Annotated in this window: 25 protein-coding genes; 23 read left to right on the top strand and 2 right to left on the bottom strand. The window is 68.4% G+C overall.

Annotated features, from left to right (window positions below; translation table 11 throughout):
• Nucleotides 1-24 precede the first annotated feature (24 nt).
• The 19 genes from AB0J62_RS37420 to AB0J62_RS37330 all read left to right on the top strand — a co-directional run bounded on the left by AB0J62_RS37420 (nucleotide 25) and on the right by AB0J62_RS37330 (nucleotide 13,621).
• Nucleotides 25-777 carry a DeoR/GlpR family DNA-binding transcription regulator gene (locus tag AB0J62_RS37420; RefSeq protein WP_363881759.1) on the top strand — a complete coding sequence of 251 codons (753 nt, stop codon included), beginning with the start codon at nucleotides 25-27 and terminating at the stop codon, nucleotides 775-777.
• Entirely contained in the window at nucleotides 774-2,126 is a 1,353-nt protein-coding gene (locus tag AB0J62_RS37415) for a 6-phospho-beta-glucosidase (protein ID WP_363881757.1), read from the top strand. Before AB0J62_RS37420 ends, AB0J62_RS37415 begins: the two co-directional genes overlap by 4 nt.
• Before the next feature lie 190 nt (nucleotides 2,127-2,316).
• Entirely contained in the window at nucleotides 2,317-2,847 is a 531-nt protein-coding gene (rpsP, locus tag AB0J62_RS37410) for a 30S ribosomal protein S16 (RefSeq protein WP_363881755.1), read from the top strand.
• 5 nt (nucleotides 2,848-2,852) lie between these two features.
• A complete protein-coding gene (locus tag AB0J62_RS37405) occupies nucleotides 2,853-3,104 on the top strand; it encodes an RNA-binding protein (protein WP_134111728.1) in 252 nt (83 codons plus the stop codon).
• Between the two features lie 94 nt (nucleotides 3,105-3,198).
• Nucleotides 3,199-3,741 carry a ribosome maturation factor RimM gene (gene rimM / locus AB0J62_RS37400; protein WP_363881753.1) on the top strand — a complete coding sequence of 181 codons (543 nt, stop codon included), beginning with the start codon at nucleotides 3,199-3,201 and terminating at the stop codon, nucleotides 3,739-3,741.
• A complete protein-coding gene (gene trmD / locus AB0J62_RS37395) occupies nucleotides 3,731-4,927 on the top strand; it encodes a tRNA (guanosine(37)-N1)-methyltransferase TrmD (RefSeq protein WP_363881751.1) in 1,197 nt (398 codons plus the stop codon). The genes rimM and trmD overlap by 11 nt, the downstream gene beginning before the upstream one ends.
• Before the next feature lie 204 nt (nucleotides 4,928-5,131).
• Nucleotides 5,132-5,491, top strand: a complete 360-nt coding sequence (gene rplS, locus AB0J62_RS37390) for a 50S ribosomal protein L19 (RefSeq protein WP_130449271.1) — start codon at nucleotides 5,132-5,134, stop codon at nucleotides 5,489-5,491.
• Nucleotides 5,492-5,636: 145 nt separating this feature from the next.
• Entirely contained in the window at nucleotides 5,637-6,266 is a 630-nt protein-coding gene (gene lepB / locus AB0J62_RS37385) for a signal peptidase I (RefSeq protein ID WP_363881748.1), read from the top strand.
• Nucleotides 6,263-7,027: a signal peptidase I gene (gene lepB / locus AB0J62_RS37380; protein ID WP_363881746.1), complete on the top strand. Its 765-nt coding sequence runs from the start codon at nucleotides 6,263-6,265 to the stop codon at nucleotides 7,025-7,027. The genes lepB (AB0J62_RS37385) and lepB (AB0J62_RS37380) overlap by 4 nt, the downstream gene beginning before the upstream one ends.
• A gap of 51 nt (nucleotides 7,028-7,078) precedes the next feature.
• Nucleotides 7,079-7,780, top strand: a complete 702-nt coding sequence (locus AB0J62_RS37375; protein ID WP_134111609.1) for a ribonuclease HII — start codon at nucleotides 7,079-7,081, stop codon at nucleotides 7,778-7,780.
• Complete coding sequence (locus tag AB0J62_RS37370) at nucleotides 7,777-8,100, top strand: DUF2469 domain-containing protein (protein WP_012922325.1); 324 nt, start codon at nucleotides 7,777-7,779, stop codon at nucleotides 8,098-8,100. The genes AB0J62_RS37375 and AB0J62_RS37370 overlap by 4 nt, the downstream gene beginning before the upstream one ends.
• A 94-nt stretch (nucleotides 8,101-8,194) precedes the next feature.
• Nucleotides 8,195-8,551 carry a YraN family protein gene (locus tag AB0J62_RS37365; protein WP_363881743.1) on the top strand — a complete coding sequence of 119 codons (357 nt, stop codon included), beginning with the start codon at nucleotides 8,195-8,197 and terminating at the stop codon, nucleotides 8,549-8,551.
• Complete coding sequence (locus tag AB0J62_RS37360) at nucleotides 8,551-10,125, top strand: YifB family Mg chelatase-like AAA ATPase (RefSeq protein WP_363881741.1); 1,575 nt, start codon at nucleotides 8,551-8,553, stop codon at nucleotides 10,123-10,125. Before AB0J62_RS37365 ends, AB0J62_RS37360 begins: the two co-directional genes overlap by 1 nt.
• Nucleotides 10,126-10,285: 160 nt before the next feature.
• Complete coding sequence (locus tag AB0J62_RS37355; protein WP_363881739.1) at nucleotides 10,286-10,447, top strand: hypothetical protein; 162 nt, start codon at nucleotides 10,286-10,288, stop codon at nucleotides 10,445-10,447.
• Complete coding sequence (locus AB0J62_RS37350; RefSeq protein ID WP_363881737.1) at nucleotides 10,447-10,611, top strand: hypothetical protein; 165 nt, start codon at nucleotides 10,447-10,449, stop codon at nucleotides 10,609-10,611. Before AB0J62_RS37355 ends, AB0J62_RS37350 begins: the two co-directional genes overlap by 1 nt.
• Before the next feature lie 157 nt (nucleotides 10,612-10,768).
• The gene (dprA, locus tag AB0J62_RS37345) at nucleotides 10,769-11,974 is read left to right on the top strand and encodes a DNA-processing protein DprA (protein WP_363881735.1); all 1,206 of its coding nucleotides are present in this window, start codon (nucleotides 10,769-10,771) and stop codon (nucleotides 11,972-11,974) included.
• 761 nt (nucleotides 11,975-12,735) lie between these two features.
• Nucleotides 12,736-12,903, top strand: coding sequence for a hypothetical protein (locus AB0J62_RS37340; RefSeq protein WP_363881733.1), 168 nt, complete (start codon nucleotides 12,736-12,738; stop codon nucleotides 12,901-12,903).
• Nucleotides 12,888-13,136, top strand: coding sequence for a hypothetical protein (locus tag AB0J62_RS37335; protein WP_363881731.1), 249 nt, complete (start codon nucleotides 12,888-12,890; stop codon nucleotides 13,134-13,136). The genes AB0J62_RS37340 and AB0J62_RS37335 overlap by 16 nt, the downstream gene beginning before the upstream one ends.
• Nucleotides 13,133-13,621, top strand: coding sequence for a DUF488 domain-containing protein (locus AB0J62_RS37330; protein ID WP_363881729.1), 489 nt, complete (start codon nucleotides 13,133-13,135; stop codon nucleotides 13,619-13,621). The genes AB0J62_RS37335 and AB0J62_RS37330 overlap by 4 nt, the downstream gene beginning before the upstream one ends.
• 441 nt (nucleotides 13,622-14,062) lie before the next feature.
• On the opposite strand, the gene AB0J62_RS37325 is transcribed toward AB0J62_RS37330, so the two are convergent.
• Nucleotides 14,063-15,694: an amino acid permease gene (locus AB0J62_RS37325; RefSeq protein WP_363881727.1), complete on the bottom strand. Its 1,632-nt coding sequence runs from the start codon at nucleotides 15,692-15,694 to the stop codon at nucleotides 14,063-14,065.
• A gap of 136 nt (nucleotides 15,695-15,830) precedes the next feature.
• Here AB0J62_RS37325 and AB0J62_RS37320 point away from each other — a divergent pair, with 136 nt between their 5' ends.
• Entirely contained in the window at nucleotides 15,831-16,772 is a 942-nt protein-coding gene (locus tag AB0J62_RS37320; protein ID WP_363881725.1) for a tyrosine recombinase XerC, read from the top strand.
• Nucleotides 16,773-16,833: 61 nt separating this feature from the next.
• The gene (locus tag AB0J62_RS37315; RefSeq protein ID WP_134111615.1) at nucleotides 16,834-17,313 is read left to right on the top strand and encodes an Rrf2 family transcriptional regulator; all 480 of its coding nucleotides are present in this window, start codon (nucleotides 16,834-16,836) and stop codon (nucleotides 17,311-17,313) included.
• Between the two features lie 13 nt (nucleotides 17,314-17,326).
• Here AB0J62_RS37315 and AB0J62_RS37310 read toward each other — a convergent pair whose 3' ends face one another.
• Nucleotides 17,327-17,950, bottom strand: coding sequence for a M23 family metallopeptidase (locus tag AB0J62_RS37310; protein WP_363881722.1), 624 nt, complete (start codon nucleotides 17,948-17,950; stop codon nucleotides 17,327-17,329).
• A 288-nt stretch (nucleotides 17,951-18,238) separates the two neighbouring features.
• Here AB0J62_RS37310 and rpsB point away from each other — a divergent pair, with 288 nt between their 5' ends.
• Entirely contained in the window at nucleotides 18,239-19,246 is a 1,008-nt protein-coding gene (gene rpsB / locus AB0J62_RS37305; RefSeq protein WP_363881720.1) for a 30S ribosomal protein S2, read from the top strand.
• 111 nt (nucleotides 19,247-19,357) lie between these two features.
• Nucleotides 19,358-20,176, top strand: a complete 819-nt coding sequence (gene tsf / locus AB0J62_RS37300) for a translation elongation factor Ts (protein ID WP_363881718.1) — start codon at nucleotides 19,358-19,360, stop codon at nucleotides 20,174-20,176.
• The last annotated feature ends 28 nt before the right edge of the window (nucleotides 20,177-20,204 follow it).

Raw genomic sequence — 20,204 nt, 5'->3', positions numbered from 1 at the left:
AGTTTGCGTGATACCGTCTGCGATGTGTTGCCGAAGCAGCGACAGGATCAGATCGTCCGCGCGCTCCGGGCCGATGGGGCCGGGGGCGTCAAAGTGCTTGCTGCGAAGCTCGGCGTCAGCGAGGCGACCATCCGGCGCGACCTCGAGCAGCTGCACGCCGAGGGCCGGCTGACCAGGGTGTACGGCGGTGCACTCGCCGTCGACGGCGGCGACGAGCCCTTCGCAGACGTCAACGCCGTCCATGCGCAGGAGAAGGACCGGATCGCTCGTCGCGCCGCCGAGCTGGTGAGCGAGGGCGAGTCCGTCCTGCTGGACATCGGCACGACGGCACTCCGGGTCGCGCAGCACCTGCACGGGCGTTCGGTGACAGTGGTGACCAGCAACCTCGCAGTGCTGGAGGAGCTGCAGAACGACGAGCAGATCGAGCTGATCGTGCTGGGCGGCTTCGTGCGGCGCAGCTACCGGTCCCTGGTCGGATACTTGACCGAGGAGAGCCTGCGGCAGATCCACGTCGACTGGCTGTTCCTGGGGACGAGCGGGGTGCGGCCGGACGGCCGGGTGATGGACAGCACGATGATCGAGGTGCCGGTCAAGCGAGCGATGATCAAGGCGGCCGACCAGGTCGTGCTGCTCGCGGACAGGACGAAGTTCCCGGGCCATGGGGTGGCCCGGGTGTGCGAGCCGGGGGAGCTCTCCATGGTGGTGACCGAGCCAGGCGCCGACGAGGCAACCCGGACCCAATTGACCGAGGCGGGAGTACAGGTGGTGCTGGCATGAGGCTGACGATCCTGGGCGGGGGCGGCTTCCGGGTTCCGCTCGTGTACCACGCATTGCTGGGCGACCGCGGCGCCGGACGGATCACCGAAGTGGTCCTCTATGACACCGACCGCACCCGGCTCGGAGCCATCGGTGCGGTCCTTCGTCAGCAAGCGGCCACCACTGAGCATCCGCTTCCGCCTCCGGTGGTGACGGAGACGACCGACCTGGACGACGCACTGCGTGGTGCCGACTTCATCTTCTCGGCCATCCGGGTCGGCGGCCTCGAAGGACGCACCATCGACGAGCGTGTGGCGCTCGACCTCGACGTACTCGGTCAGGAGACAGTCGGCGCGGGTGGGATCGCCTACGGACTGCGGACGCTGCCGGTCGCCGTACGGATCGCTCAGCGCATCGCAGCTGTCGCACCGGAAGCGTGGACCATCAACTTCACCAATCCGGCCGGCATGGTCACCGAGGCGATGATCCCGATCCTGGGTGACCGGGTGATCGGCATCTGCGACTCGCCGTCGGGACTGGGGCGCCGGGCCGCTCTAGCGCTCGGCGTGGACCCGTCGACCGCGTTCTACGACTACGCCGGACTCAATCACCTCGGCTGGCTTCGCGGTCTGCGCTCGGGTGGTGTGGATCGGCTCCCTGACCTACTGCAGTCGGACGACGCACTGAGCTCCTTCGAGGAGGGGCGGCTGTTCAGTCCGGATTGGCTGCGGTCGATCGGCTCGATCCCGAACGAGTACCTGCACTATTACTACTTCGCGCGGGAGACGCTGGCCGCCGTACAGGCTGTGCGGCAGACGCGTGGCACGTTCTTGCTGGAGCAGCAGTCCGCGTTCTACGCGGAGACCGGGAAGCACCCGGAGGAAGCGCTCGAGCTTTGGCAGAAGACGCGGGCCGAGCGGGAGTCGACGTACGGCGTGGAGAGTCGTGAGGTCGCGGACGCGGGGGAGCGGGACGAGCGCGACATGGAGGCGGGCGGCTACGAGCAGGTCGCGCTGTCGCTGATGCGGGCGATCGCGCACAACGAGCGGGCCTCCCTGATCCTGAACGTGCGGAACCGCGGCGTACTGCATCATCTGGACGACGACGCCGTGGTGGAGATCCCCTGCACTGTGGACGCCAACGGCGCGCTGCCGGTGGCAGTGTCCCAGCTCACCGACCACCAGGCAGGTCTGGTCTGTTCGGTGAAGGCCGTCGAGCGCTCCACGATCGAGGCCGCCACGACGTCCTCGAGGTCGGCTGCGGTGAAGGCGCTCGCCTATCACCCGCTCATCGACTCGGTGACGGTCGCGCGTAGCCTCCTGGATACGTACGTCGAGAGCCTGCCGGACCTCGCCTATCTCCGAGCGTGAGGCCGATTGGCCTGAGGTCGATTGGTCCGGGACACGCCGGATCTGGCACAATGGCCTGCTGAGTCCGTCCAGGTTCTGTGCAGCCCTCTAACTCCACTGCCCGGCCGGCCCATCGAGCCGTCACTGCGTTGTCCCCACGACGCGTCGTGCTGCTCACCAAGACAGGAATTCCAAGGGAGACCACCCAAAAGTGGCAGTCAAGATCCGTTTGAAGCGCATCGGCAAGAAGCGCACCCCGCACTACCGCATCGTCGTGATGGACGCCCGCGCCAAGCGGGACGGCCGGGCGATCGAGGAGATCGGCATCTACAACCCGAAGACCGAGCCCTCGTTCATCCGGGTCGAGTCGGAGCGGGCGCAGTACTGGCTGGGCGTCGGCGCGCAGCCGAGCGAGGCCGTCGAGGCGATCTTCAAGGCCTCCGGCGACTGGCAGAAGTTCAAGGGCGAGCCGGCTCCGGCGCCGCTCCGTGTCGCCGAGCCGAAGCGGGACAAGCAGGAGATCTTCAACGAGGCGCTGGCCGAGGCCCACGGCTCGCTGAAGACCGAGGCGGTCACCGCCAAGAAGTCCGCGGCGAAGAAGTCGGCCCCGAAGGCCGACGACGCGGCCGAGGCTCCGGCGGCCAAGGCCGACGAGGCACCCAAGGCCGAGAAGGCTGACGAGGCTCCCAAGGCCGACGAGACGCCCGCCGCCGAGGCGCCGGCCGAGACCACCGAGGCCTGACGATGATGGAGACCGAGGCGCTCGAGCACCTGGTCCGAGGCATCGTGGACAACCCCGACGACGTCAGTGTCCGGTCCCGGAACCTGCGCCGCGGACGCACCCTCGAGGTGCACGTCCACCCCGACGACATCGGCAAGGTGATCGGCCGCAACGGCCGCACCGCCACCGCGATCCGCACCGTCGTCGGCGCCCTCAGCTCGGAGTCCTCACTCCGCATCGACTTCGTCGACGAGTTCAACCGGCGCCCGCGCCGCTGAGCTCAGCAGTCCTTCGAAGGGCCGCACCCGGTCTGGGGTGTGGCCCTTCGTCCTATTCTTCCCTCAGTTGATCTCCGGAGAAGGGTTTGTGCAGGTGTTGGTGACAGTCGGGCGGATCGGCCGGGCGCATGGGATCAAGGGCGAGGTCGGGATCGACGTACGGACCGACGAGCCGGACCGCCGGTTCGCCGACGGCGCGACCCTGGTGACGGACGCCAAGGTGTCCCGCACGCTGACGGTGGCGTCGAGCCGTTGGCACAGCGGGCGGCTGCTGGTGAAGTTCGCCGAGGTGCCGGACCGGACTGCCGCCGAGCTGCTGCGCAACCTGTCCGTGCAGGCCGAGGTCGACGAGGACGAGCGCCCGGAGGACCCCGACGAGTACTACGACCGCGAGCTGATCGGCCTCGCCGTACGCACCACAGACGGCGCGGACGTCGGTGAAGTGATCGACGTGGTCCACCTCCCGTCGCAGGACCTCCTGGAGATCCGCCGCCCGGCCGGCAACGCCGTGCTGGTCCCGCTGGTCGAGGAGCTGGTCCCGGAGCTCAACCTGGAGAAGCAGTACGTCGTCGTGGCCGACCGGCCCGGTCTGCTGGACCCGGACGGTGCCGAGGTGGTCCCGACCGATGAGGCTTGACGTCGTCACGATCTTCCCGGAGTACCTCGCTGCCCTCGACGTCTCGCTGGTCGGCAAGGCGGCGAAGAGCGGCCTCCTAGACGTCCACCTACACGACCTGCGCGAGTGGACCCACGACCGCCACCGAACCGTCGACGACACCCCATACGGCGGGGGAGCGGGCATGGTGATGAAGCCGGAGCCGTGGGGTCTCGCGCTCGATGCGATCGCTCCCGTGGACGGTCCGGCGCAGCCGCGGCTGATCGTGCCGACTCCGGCTGGGCGTCCGTTCACCCAGGAGCTCGCGTACGAGCTGGCGGCCGAGCCGTGGCTGGCGTTCGCCTGCGGCCGGTACGAAGGCATCGACGCGCGCGTGGCGTCGTATGCCGGTGAGCGGATGCGCGTGGACGAGGTGTCCATCGGCGACTACGTGCTGAACGGCGGCGAGGTCGCAGTACTCGTCATGGTCGAGGCAGTCGCTCGCCTCCTGCCCGGTGTCATCGGCAACCCGGAGTCCCTGGCGGAGGAGTCTCACTCGGGCGATGGCCTGCTGGAGTACCCGGTGTACACGAAGCCCCCGAGCTGGCGCGGCTACGACGTACCTGAGGTCCTGCTGTCCGGGAACCACGGGCTGATCGCCGATTGGCACCACGAAGAGTCAGTACGCCGTACTGCGGAACGCCGGCCGGACCTGCTGGCGGCGTGGGGTGACGTACTGGCGGCCAAGGACGACCCCGACGCGGTCCGCATCCTCCCGGCCACCGCGGCCGACGCAGGTGAGATCCACGTGCTGGAACTGGCCGGCTTCCTCTCCGAGGCCCGCTTGTACGACGACTACACGATCCCGCCCCTCACCGAGGACGTCGCCGACACAGCGGACCGTCTGGAGCGCTCCGTCGCCCTGAAGGCTGTCGCCGGTGCCCGCATCGTCGGCTCCGTCCAGCTGACCGTCGACGGGCCGGTGGGGCAGATAGAGCGTCTCGTCGTAGCCCCCGACTGGCAGGGGCGTGGTCTTGGTGCCCGTCTGCTCCGCGCGGCCGAACAGTTGGCTCCGTCCGATGTGACGTCATACGTCCTGAATACCGGTGCCAAGAGCGAGCGCAACCTCGCCCTGTACCGCAAGGCGGGCTACCGGGAGAGCAGCCGCCAGGCCCAGACGCCGAAGGTGGATCTGGTCTACCTGACCAAACGCCGTCGCCGGAAGTGACGGTCGTCACGCCGGGGTCACGCTCACGCTGTGCTGTGGACTCGGGCGATTTCGTCACGGTGTGGGGCGTGTGGCAAGATTGTCTGCTGCTGCCCTTCGGTGCTCCTGCCACAGGGGGTGACCACCGACCGGCAGCCTCTTGATGACTTCATCACCACCGACATTCGTGGGTGACCTGTGGCACGCGCGAGGAAGAGACACCTGATGAGCAACATCCTGAATGAGCTCGACAACGCGAGCAAGCGTGACGACATCCCCGCTTTCCGGCCCGGCGACACCGTCAATGTGCACGTCAAGGTCGTCGAGGGCAACCGGTCCCGCGTCCAGGTGTTCAAGGGTGTCGTGATCCGGCGCCAGGGTGGTGGCCTGCAGGAGACCTTCACGGTCCGCAAGGTCAGCTTCGGCGTCGGTGTCGAGCGGACCTTCCCGCTGCACACCCCGATCGTCGAGAAGATCGAGGTCGTGACCCGCGGCGACGTCCGCCGCGCCAAGCTGTACTACCTGCGCGAGCTGCGCGGTAAGGCGGCGAAGATCAAGGAGAAGCGCGAGATCCCGGCCTCCTGACGCCGCGTAACGACGACGGTCTCCGATGGCGCCGAGCACTGCGACTCGAGCTCGCCCTCGCCCGGTAGCCTCGAGGGCGCGTCGCAGCAAGGGACGTCACCGCAGGCTGAAGCAGCGGAATCCGCTGCTCAGCCTGCTCGTCGAGATGAGCACCGTGACGGTGCTCGCGCTCGTCATCACCGTGGTGCTGCGGCTGTTCGTCGCGGAGGCGTTCTACGTCCCGTCGGAGTCGATGTACGACACGCTGACCAAGGACGACCGGATCCTGGCCGAGAAGGTCAGCTACCTGCACCGGGACGTCGACCGCGGCGACATCATCGTGTTCAAGGACCCGGGCAACTGGCTGAACGAGGAGCAGGCCCAGCCGGGCACGCTGCGCCGGATCGGTGAGTTCGTCGGCATCCTGCCCCGCAGTGGCGAGGGTCACCTGGTGAAGCGGGTGATCGGCATCGGCGGCGACCGGGTGATCTGCTGCAACAAGCAGGGCCAGATCACCGTCAACGGGATCGCGCTGGACGAGCGGGAGTACCTGCTCAAGGACGCCAAGCCGTCCGAGGTGCCGTTCAACGTGCTGGTGCCGGCCGGACATCTGTGGGTGATGGGCGACAACCGCGCCGAATCCGCCGACTCGCGTGCCCATATGGGCGGCCCCGGCGGCGGATTCGTGCCGGTCGAGAACGTGGTTGGCCGGGCCTGTTGCGTAATCTGGCCGTCTGACCGGATGACGATGCTGCGTCCTCCGGAAACCTTCAAGAAGCCGGGGCTGAAGAAGTGACCGATACACCGACCAAGACGGACCCAAAACCCGCCCATCGTTCGGGCTTCGGGGCCGCAGCCCGGGAGTTCGTGCTGATCGTGGTCGGGGCCCTGATCGTCTCGTCGATCCTGCGGGCGTTCGTCGGGCAGATGTTCATCATCCCGAGCGAGTCGATGGAGAACACGCTGCTGGTCGGTGACCGGGTCGTGGTGGAGAAGCTCACCGACGTCAAGCGCGGTGACGTGGTCGTGTTCGAGGATCCGGGCGGCTGGCTCGGCCCGGAGGAGAGCGGCCAGAAGCGCGGTTCGGTCGGCCGGTTCTTCGAGATCGTCGGTCTGCTGCCGGATTCCAGCCACGGCCACCTGATCAAGCGCCTGATCGGCATGCCCGGTGACAAGGTCGCCTGCTGCGACTCCAAGGGCCGCCTGCTGGTCAACGGTCAGCCGCTCGACGAGACGAAGTACCTGTATCCGGGGGATTCCCCGTCCCAGATGGAGTTCCAGGTCACCGTCCCGGCGGGCCGGATCTTCGTGATGGGCGACCACCGCTCCGCGTCCGGGGACTCTCGCGTGCACTTGCAGGATCTCGACGCGAACGGCGGTAATCAGGGCGACGCGGCGTTCGTGCCGCTCGACAAGGTCACCGGGCGGGCGATATCGATCGTCTGGCCTGCTGGCCGCTGGAGCAAACTCGGCGTACCCGACACGTTCAAGGCGGTCCCGGCCCCCGGTCCGGCGCCTGACAAACCCTCCATATCGCTCACGCCACCACCTAAGTGAGAACCTGTCGCCTCTGACGCCTAGGGTGAGTTGTGTGATGCGGAGGGCTGAATGAGCGCGTTGCCGCGCGGGAGCACGGTACGGCGAGACGCCGGGCTGTACGGGTACGAGCGTGCCCTGCGCCGCGTCGGCCTGGACCCGATCGCCGGCGTCGACGAGGCCGGTCGTGGGCCCTGTGCCGGCCCGCTGGTGGCGGCCGCGGTGATCCTGCCGGAGGGCAAACGGGGCCAGATCCCGGAGCTCGCCGACTCCAAGCTGCTGACCGCCAAGGCGCGGGACCGGTGCTACGAGGAGATCCGTAAGCGCGCCCTGGCCTGGTCGGTGGTCTCGATCGAGGCCGCGGAGTGTGACCGGCTCGGCATGCACGTCGCGAACGTGGAGGCGCTCCGCCGGGCGCTGTTCAGGCTCGACGTGCGCCCGTCGTACGTGCTGACCGACGGGTTCGGCGTCGACGGTCTCGGCGTGCCGGGGCTGGCGATCTGGAAGGGTGATCGCGTAGCGGCGTGTATCGCCGCCGCGTCCGTGATCGCCAAGGTGACCCGTGACCGGGTGATGCAGCATTGGGACACCGTGTACCCGCAGTACGGGTTCGCGATCCACAAGGGGTACTGCACCCCCGAACACCAGGCGGCACTGGACGAATACGGCCCGTGCCCGCAACATCGACGGCGGTTTGAGAATGTCCGCCGCAGTCTGCGGCCCGATATGGGACAGAATGTGACCAGTCCCACCGGAGTGGAGAGCAATCGATGAGTGCCGATGACCTCGAGAAGTACGAGACCGATATGGAGCTGCAGCTCTATCGGGAGTACAAGGACGTCGTCGGGATCTTCAAGTACGTCGTGGAGACCGAGCGGCGGTTCTACCTGTGCAACGCGGTCGACCTGAAGGTGCGGACCGAGGGCGGCGACGTGTACTTCGAGGTGACAATGGCCGACGCATGGGTCTGGGACGTCTACCGGTCGGCCCGTTTCGTGAAGAACGCCAAGGTCGTCACCTTCCGCGACGTCAACATCGAAGAGCTCGCCAAGTCCGACCTGGAAGTCCCGAAGGACTCCGACTTCGGCCGCTGAGCTTTTCCACAGGCGGGCGGTTTTCCACATTCTGAAGGGGAGGTCCGTTTCGCAGGCCTGATCCCGGCATGTTCTCTGCCGGAGGTGGTCAACGATGCGGACCAGGAACACCGTCGGACGGTACGGCGAGGATCTCGCCGCGAGGTATCTCAGCGAGCACGGCTTCGCGGTGCTCGAGCGCAACTGGCGCTGCGAGCTCGGCGAGATCGACATCGTCGCGCGCGAAGGCGACACACTCGTCGTCTGTGAGGTGAAGACCCGGCGCGGGCTCAACTACGGCAGCCCGCTGGAGTCGATCACCTACCGGAAGCTGACCACGCTCCGGAAGCTGTCCGGCCGCTGGCTGCAGGCCCATCAGCTCAGACCGGCGGCGATCCGGATCGACATCGTCGCCGTCCTGTTCGACCAGAACACGCCACCCACCGTCGACCATGTGCGGGGTGTGGCCTGATGGCGCTCGCACAGACCTGGTCCGTCGCGCTGGTCGGCCTGGAGGGCCACCTGGTCGAGGTCGAAGCCGACATCGCCCAAGGCCTGCCGAAAACGACCCTGATCGGCCTGCCCGACACGTCCCTGTCCGAAGCTCGCGACCGCGTCCGCGCCGCCGTGGTCAACAGCGGTGAGCGATTCCCCGACCGCAAGGTCACCATCGGCCTGTCACCCGCCACCCTGCCCAAGACCGGCTCGCACTACGACGTCGCGATCGCACTCTCGCTTCTGACCGCGGCCGGTGTCGTCGATCCCAGTTCTCTCCGTCAGACGGCGATCATCGGCGAGCTCGGCCTCGACGGCCGCATCCGCGAGGTCCGCGGCGCGCTGGCCATGACCTTGGCCGCGGCCCGAGCCGGCTTCGATCGCATCGTCGTCCCAGACCTCAACGTCGGCGAGGCACGTCTGGTCCCAGGCATCGAGGTGTACGGCGCACGTTCGCTCCGTCAGGTCCTCGCTCTCCTCCGCGGCGTCGAGATCCCCGACGAAGCTCCGCCTCGCGCCGAGCCACGCCTGGTGTCGGAGTCGCTGACGCGTGTTCCGGCGGTCGATCTCGACGACGTGATCGGCCAACGCGAGGGCCGCCGCGCCATCGAAGCCGCCGCAGCCGGTGGCCATCACCTGTTCCTGCACGGACCGCCGGGCTCCGGCAAGACGATGCTCGCGGAACGGTTGGCAGGGCTGATGCCCGACCTGAGCACCGACGACTCACTCGAAGTCTCGGCCGTTCACTCACTCGCCGGCCTGCTCACCAACGACGCCGAGCTCGTCGTCCGGCCGCCGTTCATCGCGCCACACCACACTGCCTCCCTGGCCAGCCTGGTCGGCGGTGGGTCCGGTGTGCCACGGCCCGGCGCCATCAGCTGCGCCCATCGCGGCATCCTGTTCATCGACGAGGCCCCCGAGATGCATCCGCTGACCCTCGACACACTCCGCCAGCCACTCGAGTCCGGGTTCGTCGAAGTCCACCGGGCTGCTGCGGTCGCGAAGTTCCCTGCCCGATTCATGCTCGTGCTCGCGGCCAATCCGTGTCCATGCGGGCTTTCCGGCACCAATCAAGGCATCTGCAGCTGCACACCTCAGGTGCTGGCGCGCTACCGCCAACGGATCAGCGGGCCGATCAAGGACCGCATCGACATCCAACGTCAGATCCTCCCGGCGGCACGCACCATCAGCGACGGCGAGCCCGCCGAATCGACCGCCGTCGTTGCCGAACGGGTGCAGCTCGCCCGCGACCGCCAGGCTCACCGTTACCAGGGCACAGCCTGGATCCTGAACAGCGAGGTCCCCGGCCCGATCCTCCGCCGCGAACATCCCCTGGATGCCCCAAGCAACAAACTTCTCGAGGACCACTACGCAGCCGGCCGCCTCACCGCCCGCGGCTTCGACCGCGTCGTCCGCCTGGCCTGGACGCTGGCCGACCTGGCCGGCACCGGCACCCCAACCGTCGAGCTAACCCACGAAGCCTTCCAACTCCGCGCCGGCGAACCCTTGGTCCCCCTATCCGACACTCGCCCCCTCAGAGGAACCGCCTAATGCCAAACCAAGCCCCAACCACCAACCCAACCGCCTCCACCGAAGCAGCGTGCAACTCCAAGGTGATCGCCGACACCACCGGAGACCAAGAACACTTGCCCGGCGCTGCCAAGCCGTCGGCGCATTTGTCCGACGTCCGCTCAGTCAGAAGAGTCGCCTGATGACGAACCATGCCCTCACCACAGAGGCAATCGGCTCCGGGATAGGAGTACGCGGCGCCGAGGTGATCGCCGACACCAACGGAGCCTTGGAACGCCCGGCCCGCTCCGGCGAGCTGTTCGCGCCTTTGTCCAATGTCCGCTCTCTCGGAGGAATCGCCTGATGACGAACCATGCCCTGACCACCGAGGCGACCTGCTCCGGGGGAGTACCGGGCGGCTCCAAGGTGATCGCCGACGGCAACGGAGATCAAGAACGCCCGGCCCGCGCCGACGAGCCGGCGACGCAACTGTCCGACGTCCGGTCCCTCGGAGGAATCCCTCGATGACGAACCATGCACTGACCACCGACGCGACCTGCTCCGGGAGAGGAGCGGGCAGTTCCAAGGTGATCGCCGACACCGACGGAGACCAAGAACGCCTGGTCCGCGCCGGCGAGCCCATCGCGTCACTGCCCGACGTTCGCTCTCTCAGAGGAATCGCTCGATGACGAACCATGCACTGACCACCGATGCGATCGGCTCCGGGGGAGGAGCGGGCGGCGCCGAGGTGATTGCCGACGGCAACGGGGATCGAGAACGCCTGGCCCGCGCCGGCCTGTCCCGCGTCGTCGAGCCGGGCGACCTCGCCGCGCTGAAGGCCTTCGACGGGATGCCCGCCCTGGAGATCTGGGACCGCCTCCGCGAGAAGTCCTCCGGCCTCGAGCGTTGGTCGACCCGCCTGGCCGAAGTCGACCCACAGCGAGACCTCGAGCGCGCCGCTGCCGCCGGAGCCCGGTTCGTGATCCCCGGCGACGACGAATGGCCGGACGAGGTGGAGATTCTCGCCGAGGCCGGGCAGTTGACCCGGCGCGCCGGCGTCCCATTCGGCCTGTGGGTCCGTGGCCGGGCAAACCTGCGGCATGCCTTGAAGCGTTCCGTCGCCCTCGTCGGTGCACGCGCCTGCTCGTCGTACGGCGAACACGTCGCCGCCGAGCTCGCTGCCGGTCTAGCTGACTCTGGTGTGACCGTGGTGTCCGGCGGCGCCTTCGGCATCGACGCAGCTGCCCACCGCGGCGCGCTCGCAGTCTCCGGTACGACGATCGCGGTGCTCGCCTGCGGTGTCGACGTCAGCTACCCGAAACGCAACTCAGCCCTGCTCAGTCGCATCGTCGAGGAGGGTCTGGTCGTCGCCGAACTCCCGCCCGGCTGCTCGCCGACCAAGCTCCGCTTCCTCGCCCGCAACCGCCTCATCGCCGCGACCACCCAAGGCACAGTCGTCATCGAAGCCGCAATCCGCAGCGGCGCCCTCAACACAGCCGGCTGGGCCGAACAGTGCGGTCGCGCCGTCCTCGCCGTACCCGGCCCCGTCACCTCCCGCATGTCCGCCGGCAGCCACCTGCTCGTCCGAGAACGCAACGCCGTACTAGCCACCAGCGTCGCCGACATCATCGAAGCAGTCTCGCCGTACGGCGCCGGCCTCACCCAACTCCCGCGAGCCCCCCAATCCCTGACCGACACCCTGGATGCCGACCTCCAACGCACCCTCGACGCCGTCCCTGTCCTCCACCCAGCCCCCGCCACCCGCATAGCCGTCACCGCCGGCCTGGACCTCCCCACCACCCAACAATCCCTAGAAGCCCTAACCGCCCTAGCCCTAATAACCCAAACCCCCACCGGCTGGCGCCTCCCATCCCCACCCGAACCCTCGTGACTCGTACCCGTCCGGCTGGTGTCTTGCGGGCCGGGTGTGCGCCGTCGTGACCGGTACTCCGACCGGCTGGCGCCTTCCGTGCGTGTTCGCGCCGTCGTGCCCCGAGGCCCGACCTGCTGGCGCCTCCCGAGCCCGTCCGCGCCGTCGTGACCCGAGGCCCCGACCGGCTGGCGCCTTCGGTCCTCGCCTGCACCTTCGTGGCACGAACCCCGTCCGGCTGGTGTCTTGCGGGCCGGTGTGCGCCGTCGTGACCTGTACTCCGACCGGCTGGCGCCTTCCGTGCGTGTTCGCGCCGTCGAGACCCGGGCCCCCGACCTGCTGGCGCCTCCCGAGCCCGTCCGCGCCGTCGTGACCCGAGCCCCCGACCGGCTGGCGCCTCCCGTCCTCGACTGCACCTTCATGGCACGAACCCGATCCGGCTGTTTCGTCCCGTCGCCGCACGCGCTCTCGTGACCTGAACCCCGGGCGGCTGGCGTCTTCCGTCCCCACCGGCACCTTCGTGACCCGATCCCGGCCGGCTGGCGCCTCCCACCCTCGCTCCGCAGCCAACCGGGCGTATGTGGGCGGTGTTAGGAGGGGCCGGGAGGATCGCCGCGTTCCGCCGTACGTAGGGCGTGGCGGGTGGCGATTGTGGTAGCTCGGGTGTGGAGGGTGGGGACTGGGGTGCGAGGGCTGCTGCGTTAGGAGACTTTCTAGTACGACGTCAGCGCCGGCTGGCTTGGCCGGCGGACCAGCTTGTCGATCGATCGGATGGAGCTGACGTGGATGTGGAGCGAACGACGGTCAACCCGTGGAGCTGGTTGCTGGACCTGGGGTACAACCAGGCCGGGATCGGCTACGGCCAGACCCGGACGCTGTACTGCGCCGGGCAGACCGCGATGTGGGGCGACGGTAAGCCGAGCACGCCGGTGACATGGCGGCGCGGGTGAAGTCGAGCTTCGACAACCTGGAGGCCGTCCTGGGTGACGCAGGCATGTCCCTCGCGAATCTCGTCCCACTCAATGTGTGCTCCACCAAGGTCGATTTGCCGTTTCAGCGCTACGGGGTGCTGGCATCGCGATTGGGTGTTGCTGGGGTGGCGACGCCGGCTACGACGCTCGGGGAGACGGGACTTGCGATCCCCGCCCTGCTGGTCGAACTCGAAGGGATAGCCGTCGGATGAGCTTGGTGGTGGGGACGATCGGCGTTTACGGGTTTGACGTCGAGTCGTTTCTGCAACGGCTGCAGGGGGCCGGCGTTCGGTTGGTGCTCGACGTACGGCAGCGGCGTGGGGTGCGGGGAACTGAGTACGCCTGGGCGAACTCGGTTCGGCTGCAGAGGGCTCTCGCTGATGCCCGGATCGCCTACGAACATCACCCTGAACTCGCACCGACTACCGAGCTACGTGAGCTGCAGTACGCCGAGGATGAGCGGCGACGGGTGGGCAAGCGTTCGCGCCGCGAGCTCGCTGCCGAGTACGTCCGGCGCTACACGACCGAGATCCTCGACCACGCTGACCTCGCGTCGATCATGTCAGCGCTGCCGAGCGATGGGATCGCAGCGCTCCTCTGTGTCGAGCTTGAGCCCGCCGCCTGCCATCGCTCGTTGATCGCCGAGCGGTTGAGCGAGCACCACGGCGTCATGATCGAGCACCTGCGGCCGTTGTGATGTGTCGGGTCCGGTGTGTCGAGCTGTGTGGAGCGTGAGCCTGCGGTGTGTGGTCGCTTGGTGGTTGCTGGGCGGTTGAGCGGGCGGCGCGGGGTCGTGGTCGAGGACCTGCGGCTCTTGTGGTGGGTCGGGTCCGGCGTGTTGGGGTTGAGCCTGGGGTGTGTTGTCGCTCGGTGGTCGCTGCGCGGCTGGCCGAGCGGCGCGGTGTCGTGGTCGAGGACCTGCGGCGCGTGTGGTGCGTCGGGTCCGGTGCGTTGAGATTGAGCCTGCGGCGTGTCGCTTGGTGGTTGCTGGGCGGTTGAGCGGGCGGCGCCGGATCGTGGTCGAGGACCTGCGGCCCATGTGATGCGTCGGGTCTGGCGCAGCATGGCGGCAGACAGCGAACTGGATGCCGACGCGTGGGGTGCGAGCAGGAGGGGTGGGGCGGGCCGTGAAGCGGGGCTAGTTGCGCATGTGTTTGCCGCGGGTGGGTTTTTGGGGTTGGGCGGGTGGGGTGCGGATGGCGCGGAGCTCGGGTGGGCGGTCCTGGTCGGTGCGGATCGGTTGGAGGCCGCCGGTGCCGGGGTCGGTGTCGCCGAGGTCGAAGTCCCAGCTGTCCTCGTTGGCCAGGCGGCTGTGCCAGCGGCCGTAGAGTGCGTAGATCGCGATGCCGATGACCATCCAGACGCCGAACTTGGTCCAGGTGCTCGTCTTCAGGTTCAGCATCAGCCACACCGTCGCGGCGAGCGACAGGAGCGGGATCAGCGGGACCATCGGCACCCGGAAGCCACGCTCCAGGTTGGGTTCCGAGCGACGCAGCGTCAGTACGCCGACCGCGCAGAACGCGAAGCAGAACAGGGCGCCGATGACCAGCAGCTCCTCGAGCTCGAGGACCTTCGGGTACAGCGTGAGCGCCAGCGCGGCGAGACCCGCGAAGCCGGCGGCGCGGGCGGGGGAGGAGTAGACCCGGCTGACCCGGCCGAGGCTCTTCGGCAGCAGGCCGTCACGACCCATGTTGAACAGGACGCGGCTCTGCGCGATGAGGACCACCATGATCACGGTCATCAACGCGAGCAACGCGCCTAGATTGACCACCTTTGCGGCCCACCCGACGCCTACCGCTGCTAATGCTTCGGAGACCGGCGCGGCGCCGCCGAGCTTGCCGTACGGGCGCATGCCGACCAGGACGACGGCCATCGCGATGTAGAGGATCGTCACCGCGCCGACGCCGAGCAGCATCCCTTGCGGGACAGTCTTCCGCGGGCTGCGGGCGTCCTCCGATGCCGTCGCGATCAGGTCGAACCCGATATAGGCGAACACGATCGTGCTTGCGGCCGTGAAGATGCCCATCGTCCCGAACGAACCGAACGACGAGTCCAGGATCCAGCCCAGCAACGTCGGGCTCGCGGTCGCGGGCGCAGCGCGGGCCGGCGGCACGAACGGGTGGTAGTTCGCCATGTTGATGTGCGCGGCACCGACGATCACGACGAGCAGGATCACCGCGACCTTCGCGATCACGACGACGGTCAGCACCCGGGCCGACAGCTTGGTGCCGGTGACGATCAGCGCGGTCAGGACCAGCAGGAGCAACGGCGCAACGAGATTGAGCTTGGCCTCGGGACCGAAGAACTGGGCCACCCCGCTGGGCAGCGTGACTCCGAATCCGTCCAGCGTGGCCAGGAAGTACGCCGACCAGACGCGGGCGACGATCGCCGCCGCGGTGACGAGCTCGAGCACGAGCGCCCAACCGACGAGCCAGGCCCACATCTCACCGAAAGTCACGTAGCTGAAGGTGTACGCGCTACCGGAGACGGGGATCGTCGAGGACAGCTCGGCGTAACAGGCCGCAGCCAGCACGCAGACGATCGCGGCGATGACGAACGACAGGATCACTGCCGGTCCGGCGACGTTGGCCGCCTGGACGCCACTGATGCTGAAGATGCCAGAACCGATCATCACGCCCAGGCCGAGTACGACCAGGTCGCGACGACCGAACAAGCGCGGCAGACGATGCCGCGCGTCCTCGACTCGAGTGAACGCCGACTCGACCGGCAGGCGCCGGCCTACGGTCTGTCCGTTCGCTGAGGGGGCCATGGTCAGGGGTGCCTCCGTTGCTACTAGGGCAATCGGGCCGAACAGTAGTCGACCGTCGGGTTATCGACCAGACCTCCTCTCGCCGGTCTCCGCGCGGTGGCTTGCGATGCCGGGCCGCCTCACGCATCGTCAAGACATGACGCCGGACGATGTCAGTGGGAACCCTTCCTGGCCGGAAGGTTTCACTCAGTTACTGGCTGACTACGAACGGCATCTGACGGCGGAAAGAGACCTCAGCACTCACTCGGTTAGAGCCTACATCGGAGATGTCGCGGATTTACTCGAACATTTGATTCGGCTTGGTCACGATGATCTTGGCGGGCTGGACATCCGGGGGCTGCGGTCCTGGCTGGCCAAACAGCAAAGTCTGGGGAAATCCCGCAGCACGATGGCCCGGCGGGCCACGGCCGCAAGGGTGTTCACGGCGTGGGCGCGGCGGACCGGACGGATCGGTACGGATCCGGGAGCGTTGCTCGCCAGCCCCAACCCGCACAAGACCCTGCCGGGCGTTCTCGGCCAGGCGGACACGCGCGCCGTCCTCGACGCCGCTGCCGTTGCGGCGGACGACGGAAGTCCGGTCGGGCTGCGTGACCTCGCGATCATGGAGCTCCTGTACGCGACCGGGATCCGCGTCGGCGAGCTGTGCGCACTGGACGTCGACGACATCGACCGGTCGCGCCGCGTCGTCCGCGTGTTCGGCAAGGGCCGCAAGGAACGGTCTGTCCCGTACGGCGTGCCTGCTTCGGAGGCGCTCGAACGGTGGCTTGCCGAGGCGCGGCCGAAGCTGGCGCGTGAGGGGAGCGGTCCGGCCGCCTTCCTCGGCGCGCGGGGTGGCCGGATCGATCAGCGAGCGGTACGACGGATGGTGCACGAGCGGATCGCGGTCGTCGACGTACCGGATCTGGCTCCGCACGGACTGCGGCATACGGCGGCCACCCATCTCCTGGAAGGTGGCGCGGATCTGCGGAGCGTGCAGGAGTTGCTCGGGCATGCGTCGCTGGCGACGACGCAGGTCTATACGCATGTGTCCGGCGACCGGCTTCGGAAGGCCTATCAGCAGGCGCATCCGCGGGCTTGACCAGGCGTCTGTGTGCGGGGGATGCGGCGGGTGAGTGGCCGGATGCGGCAGACTGCGGGACATGCGGGTTTCGGCGAAGTCTGACTATGCGTTGCGAGCTCTGATCGAGATCACCCAACGGTGGGTGGCCAACGATCCTTCGGTGGTGTCGGCCGAGGAGCTGAGCCGGGCGCAGGGCATCCCGCACGGCTTCCTGCAGGGCATCCTCGCCGACCTGCGCCGGGCCGGCGTGCTGTCCAGCCAGCGTGGGCAGTCGGGCGGATGGCGACTGGCCGTCGACCCCAATGACATCTCTGTCGCCGACGTGATGCGGGCAGTCGACGGGCCGATCGTGAGTATCTCCGGTGTGCGGCCGGAGAGCGTTTCGTACAACGAACATGCGGTGGTCCTCCAACGGGTCTGGATCGCGGCTCGCGCCAGCCTGCGCGACGTACTCGAGAACACGACGTTGATCGATCTCGCCAAGAACAAGCTCCCGGCCGGCGTCGAGCGCCGCTCGAAGGACGAGGACGCCTGGCAGGCCCGCGTCCCCGGCAGTTGACCGGTTCGAACTGCTACTCGCGTCTGATCAACAGACCGGCGGTGAGCGTCAGCGCTGCCGTGGCGGCGATGATGAGCTTGGCCGTTTGCCGATTGGTGTCGGGCGGGGCAGGTGAGACGTCCGCGGCGCGTGGCCTTGGCGGCGGCGCCGCAGGCACCCGGGACGGAGCACGAGCAGGTTGACCCTGCTGATCGCTGAGCGGCAGTAGGCGGACCGGCCGGTCGCGGATGAGGCTCAGAGGATTGAGGTACTGCTTGCCTTGGAGCAGGCCCCAATGCAGGCACGCCCTCGGCAAGCAGTGCGAGCCGGCGGCAGACAGGCGCCCGATCACAGACCCGGCACGGACCGTGGCCCCGACCGAGACCGCCGGCACGACCGGTTCGTACGTCGTCCGACGCGCTCCGCTGGTGATCGTGATGATGCCGCGGCCGGCCAGCGGACCGGCGTACGTGATCGTGCCCGGGGTGGCGGCGAGCACGGGTTGGCCTGGGCGGCCGGCTAGATCGACGCCGCGGTGGCCGGGGAGCCACGGTTTCGCGGGCAGTTCGAAGCCGTGCACCACCTCCGGGCGCGGCTGGAGCGGCCAGTCGGAGGTGGCACCGGGCAGGATGGCGAGGGAGAGCAAGGCGAGGTTCATGCCAGGGAAGATGCCGTTGCCGGCCCCGGTTGCCGGCCCTCGAGAGCGGGTTTGTGGATAACCGGGCCCGGTTCGCATTGCCCGCGGGTGGTCACGTACACTTCCGGTGGCGCCCCATGTGAGTGGGGCGACTACGCATGCCCGCACAAGTGCTGTCGTTCCAGCGGTCCCAGAGCTTTCTGGGCGGAGCGGCGCGACGGGCATCAGGAGCGGCGGGTCATCCGATCCGGCGCGAGACAACCGAGTAGACCCGGACGAATCAGCCGGGTCGCCAAAGGAGACCACCTCATGGCCGTCGTGACCATGAAGCAGTTGCTCGAGAGCGGCGTGCACTTCGGGCACCAGACCCGTCGCTGGAACCCGAAGATGAAGCGCTACATCCTCACCGAGCGCAACGGCATCTACATCATCGACCTGCAGCAGTCGCTGTCCTACATCGACCGTGCGTACGAGTTCGTCCGCAGCACGGTCGCGTCGGGCGGGGCGATCCTGTTCGTCGGCACCAAGAAGCAGGCCCAGGAAGCGATCGCCGAGCAGGCGACCCGCGTCGGGATGCCGTACGTGAACCAGCGCTGGCTGGGCGGCATGCTGACCAACTTCCAGACCGTGAACAAGCGGCTCCAGCGCCTCAAGGAGCTCGAGCTCATCGACTTCGACGACGTCGCCGCCTCCGGTGTCACGAAGAAGGAGCTGCTGCAGAAGCGTCGCGAGCACGACAAGCTGCTCAAGACCCTCGGCGGTATCCGCGACATGGCCCGGGTTCCGGCCGCCGTGTGGATCGTGGACACCAAGAAGGAGCACCTCGCCGTCGACGAGGCGCGCAAGCTGAAGCTGCCGATCATCGGCATCCTGGACACCAACTGCGACCCGGACGAGGTCGACTACCCGATTCCGGGGAACGACGACGCGATCCGCTCGGTCGGCCTGCTGACCCGGGTCGTCGCCGACGCCGTCGCCGACGGTCTGATGGGCCGCTCCGGCCAGGGCGCCGCCGCGTCCGGCGAGGAGCTGGGCCAGGAGGAGCCGATGGCCGCCTGGGAGCGCGAGCTGCTGGAGAGCCAGAACGGCACCGCCGAGGCCAAGACCGAGAAGGCCGCCGAGGCTGCCCCGGCCGCCGAGGCCGCGCCCGCCGCTGAGGCCGCTCCGGCTGCCCCGGCTGCCGACGTCCTGACCGAGCCGGTGGCGACCGACGCCGTCGTCGAGGCCGCGCCGGAAGCCGCCGAGGCCAAGGCCGAGGAGACCCCGGCCGCGACCGAGGCGAAGGCCGAAGAGACCCCGAAGGCCGACGAGGCCTGACAGCCATGGATGCCGCCCGGTCCCGCCGGGCGGCACCCCGCTGCGTCGCACGGTCCGCAACCGGGCCTGCCCCGCCCATCCAGCCGCATCGACAAGACGAGAGAACGAGGAATGGCGAACTACACCGCCGCTGACGTGAAGAAGCTCCGCGACGCCACCGGCGCGGGCATGATGGATGCGAAGAAGGCGCTCGAGACCACCGACGGCGACTTCGAGAAGGCGATCGAGGAGCTGCGCATCCACGGCGCGGCCAAGGCCGCCAAGCGTGGCGCCGAGCGGTCCGCCACCAACGGCCTGGTGGCCGCTGCGGAGAACGCGCTGGTCCAGCTCAACTGCGAGACCGACTTCGTCGCCAAGAACGAGCAGTTCCAGCAGCTCGCCGCCGACATCGTCGCGCACGCTTCGGCGAGCAAGGTCGGCGACGTCGAGGGCCTGCTGAACGAGAAGCTGACCGACGGCAAGTCGGTCGCCGAGAACATCGAGGCGCTGGCCGCCGTCATCGGCGAGAAGCTGGAGCTCGGCAAGGTGGCCGTCTTCGACGGCAAGGTGACCGCGTACATGCACAAGCGTGCCGCGGACCTGCCGGCCCAGGTCGGCGTACTGGTCGAGTTCGAGGGCGACAACGTCGAGGCCGCCCGCGGCGCCGCCATGCAGGCCGCCGCGATGCGCCCGCTGTACACCACCCGCGACGAGGTTCCGGCCGAGACGGTCGAGAACGAGAAGCGGATCGCCGAGGCGACCGCCCGCGAGGAGGGCAAGCCGGAGCAGGCGCTGCCGAAGATCGTCGAGGGCCGGGTGAACGGCTTCTTCAAGGACGTCGTCCTGCTCGAGCAGCCGTCGGTGACCGAGAGCAAGAAGTCCGTGAAGGCCGTGCTCGACGAGGCCGGTGTGACCGTGAAGCGGTTCGCCCGCTTCGAGGTCGGCGCCTGATCCCGACGAGGATCTGAAACCGACAGCA

It is taken from the genome of Kribbella sp. NPDC049584, assembly GCF_040675555.1.
Classification (GTDB): Bacteria; Actinomycetota; Actinomycetes; order Propionibacteriales; family Kribbellaceae; genus Kribbella.
The sequence above is the reverse complement of the archived record's forward strand: the minus strand, read 5'-3'. Positions and strand labels throughout refer to the sequence as shown.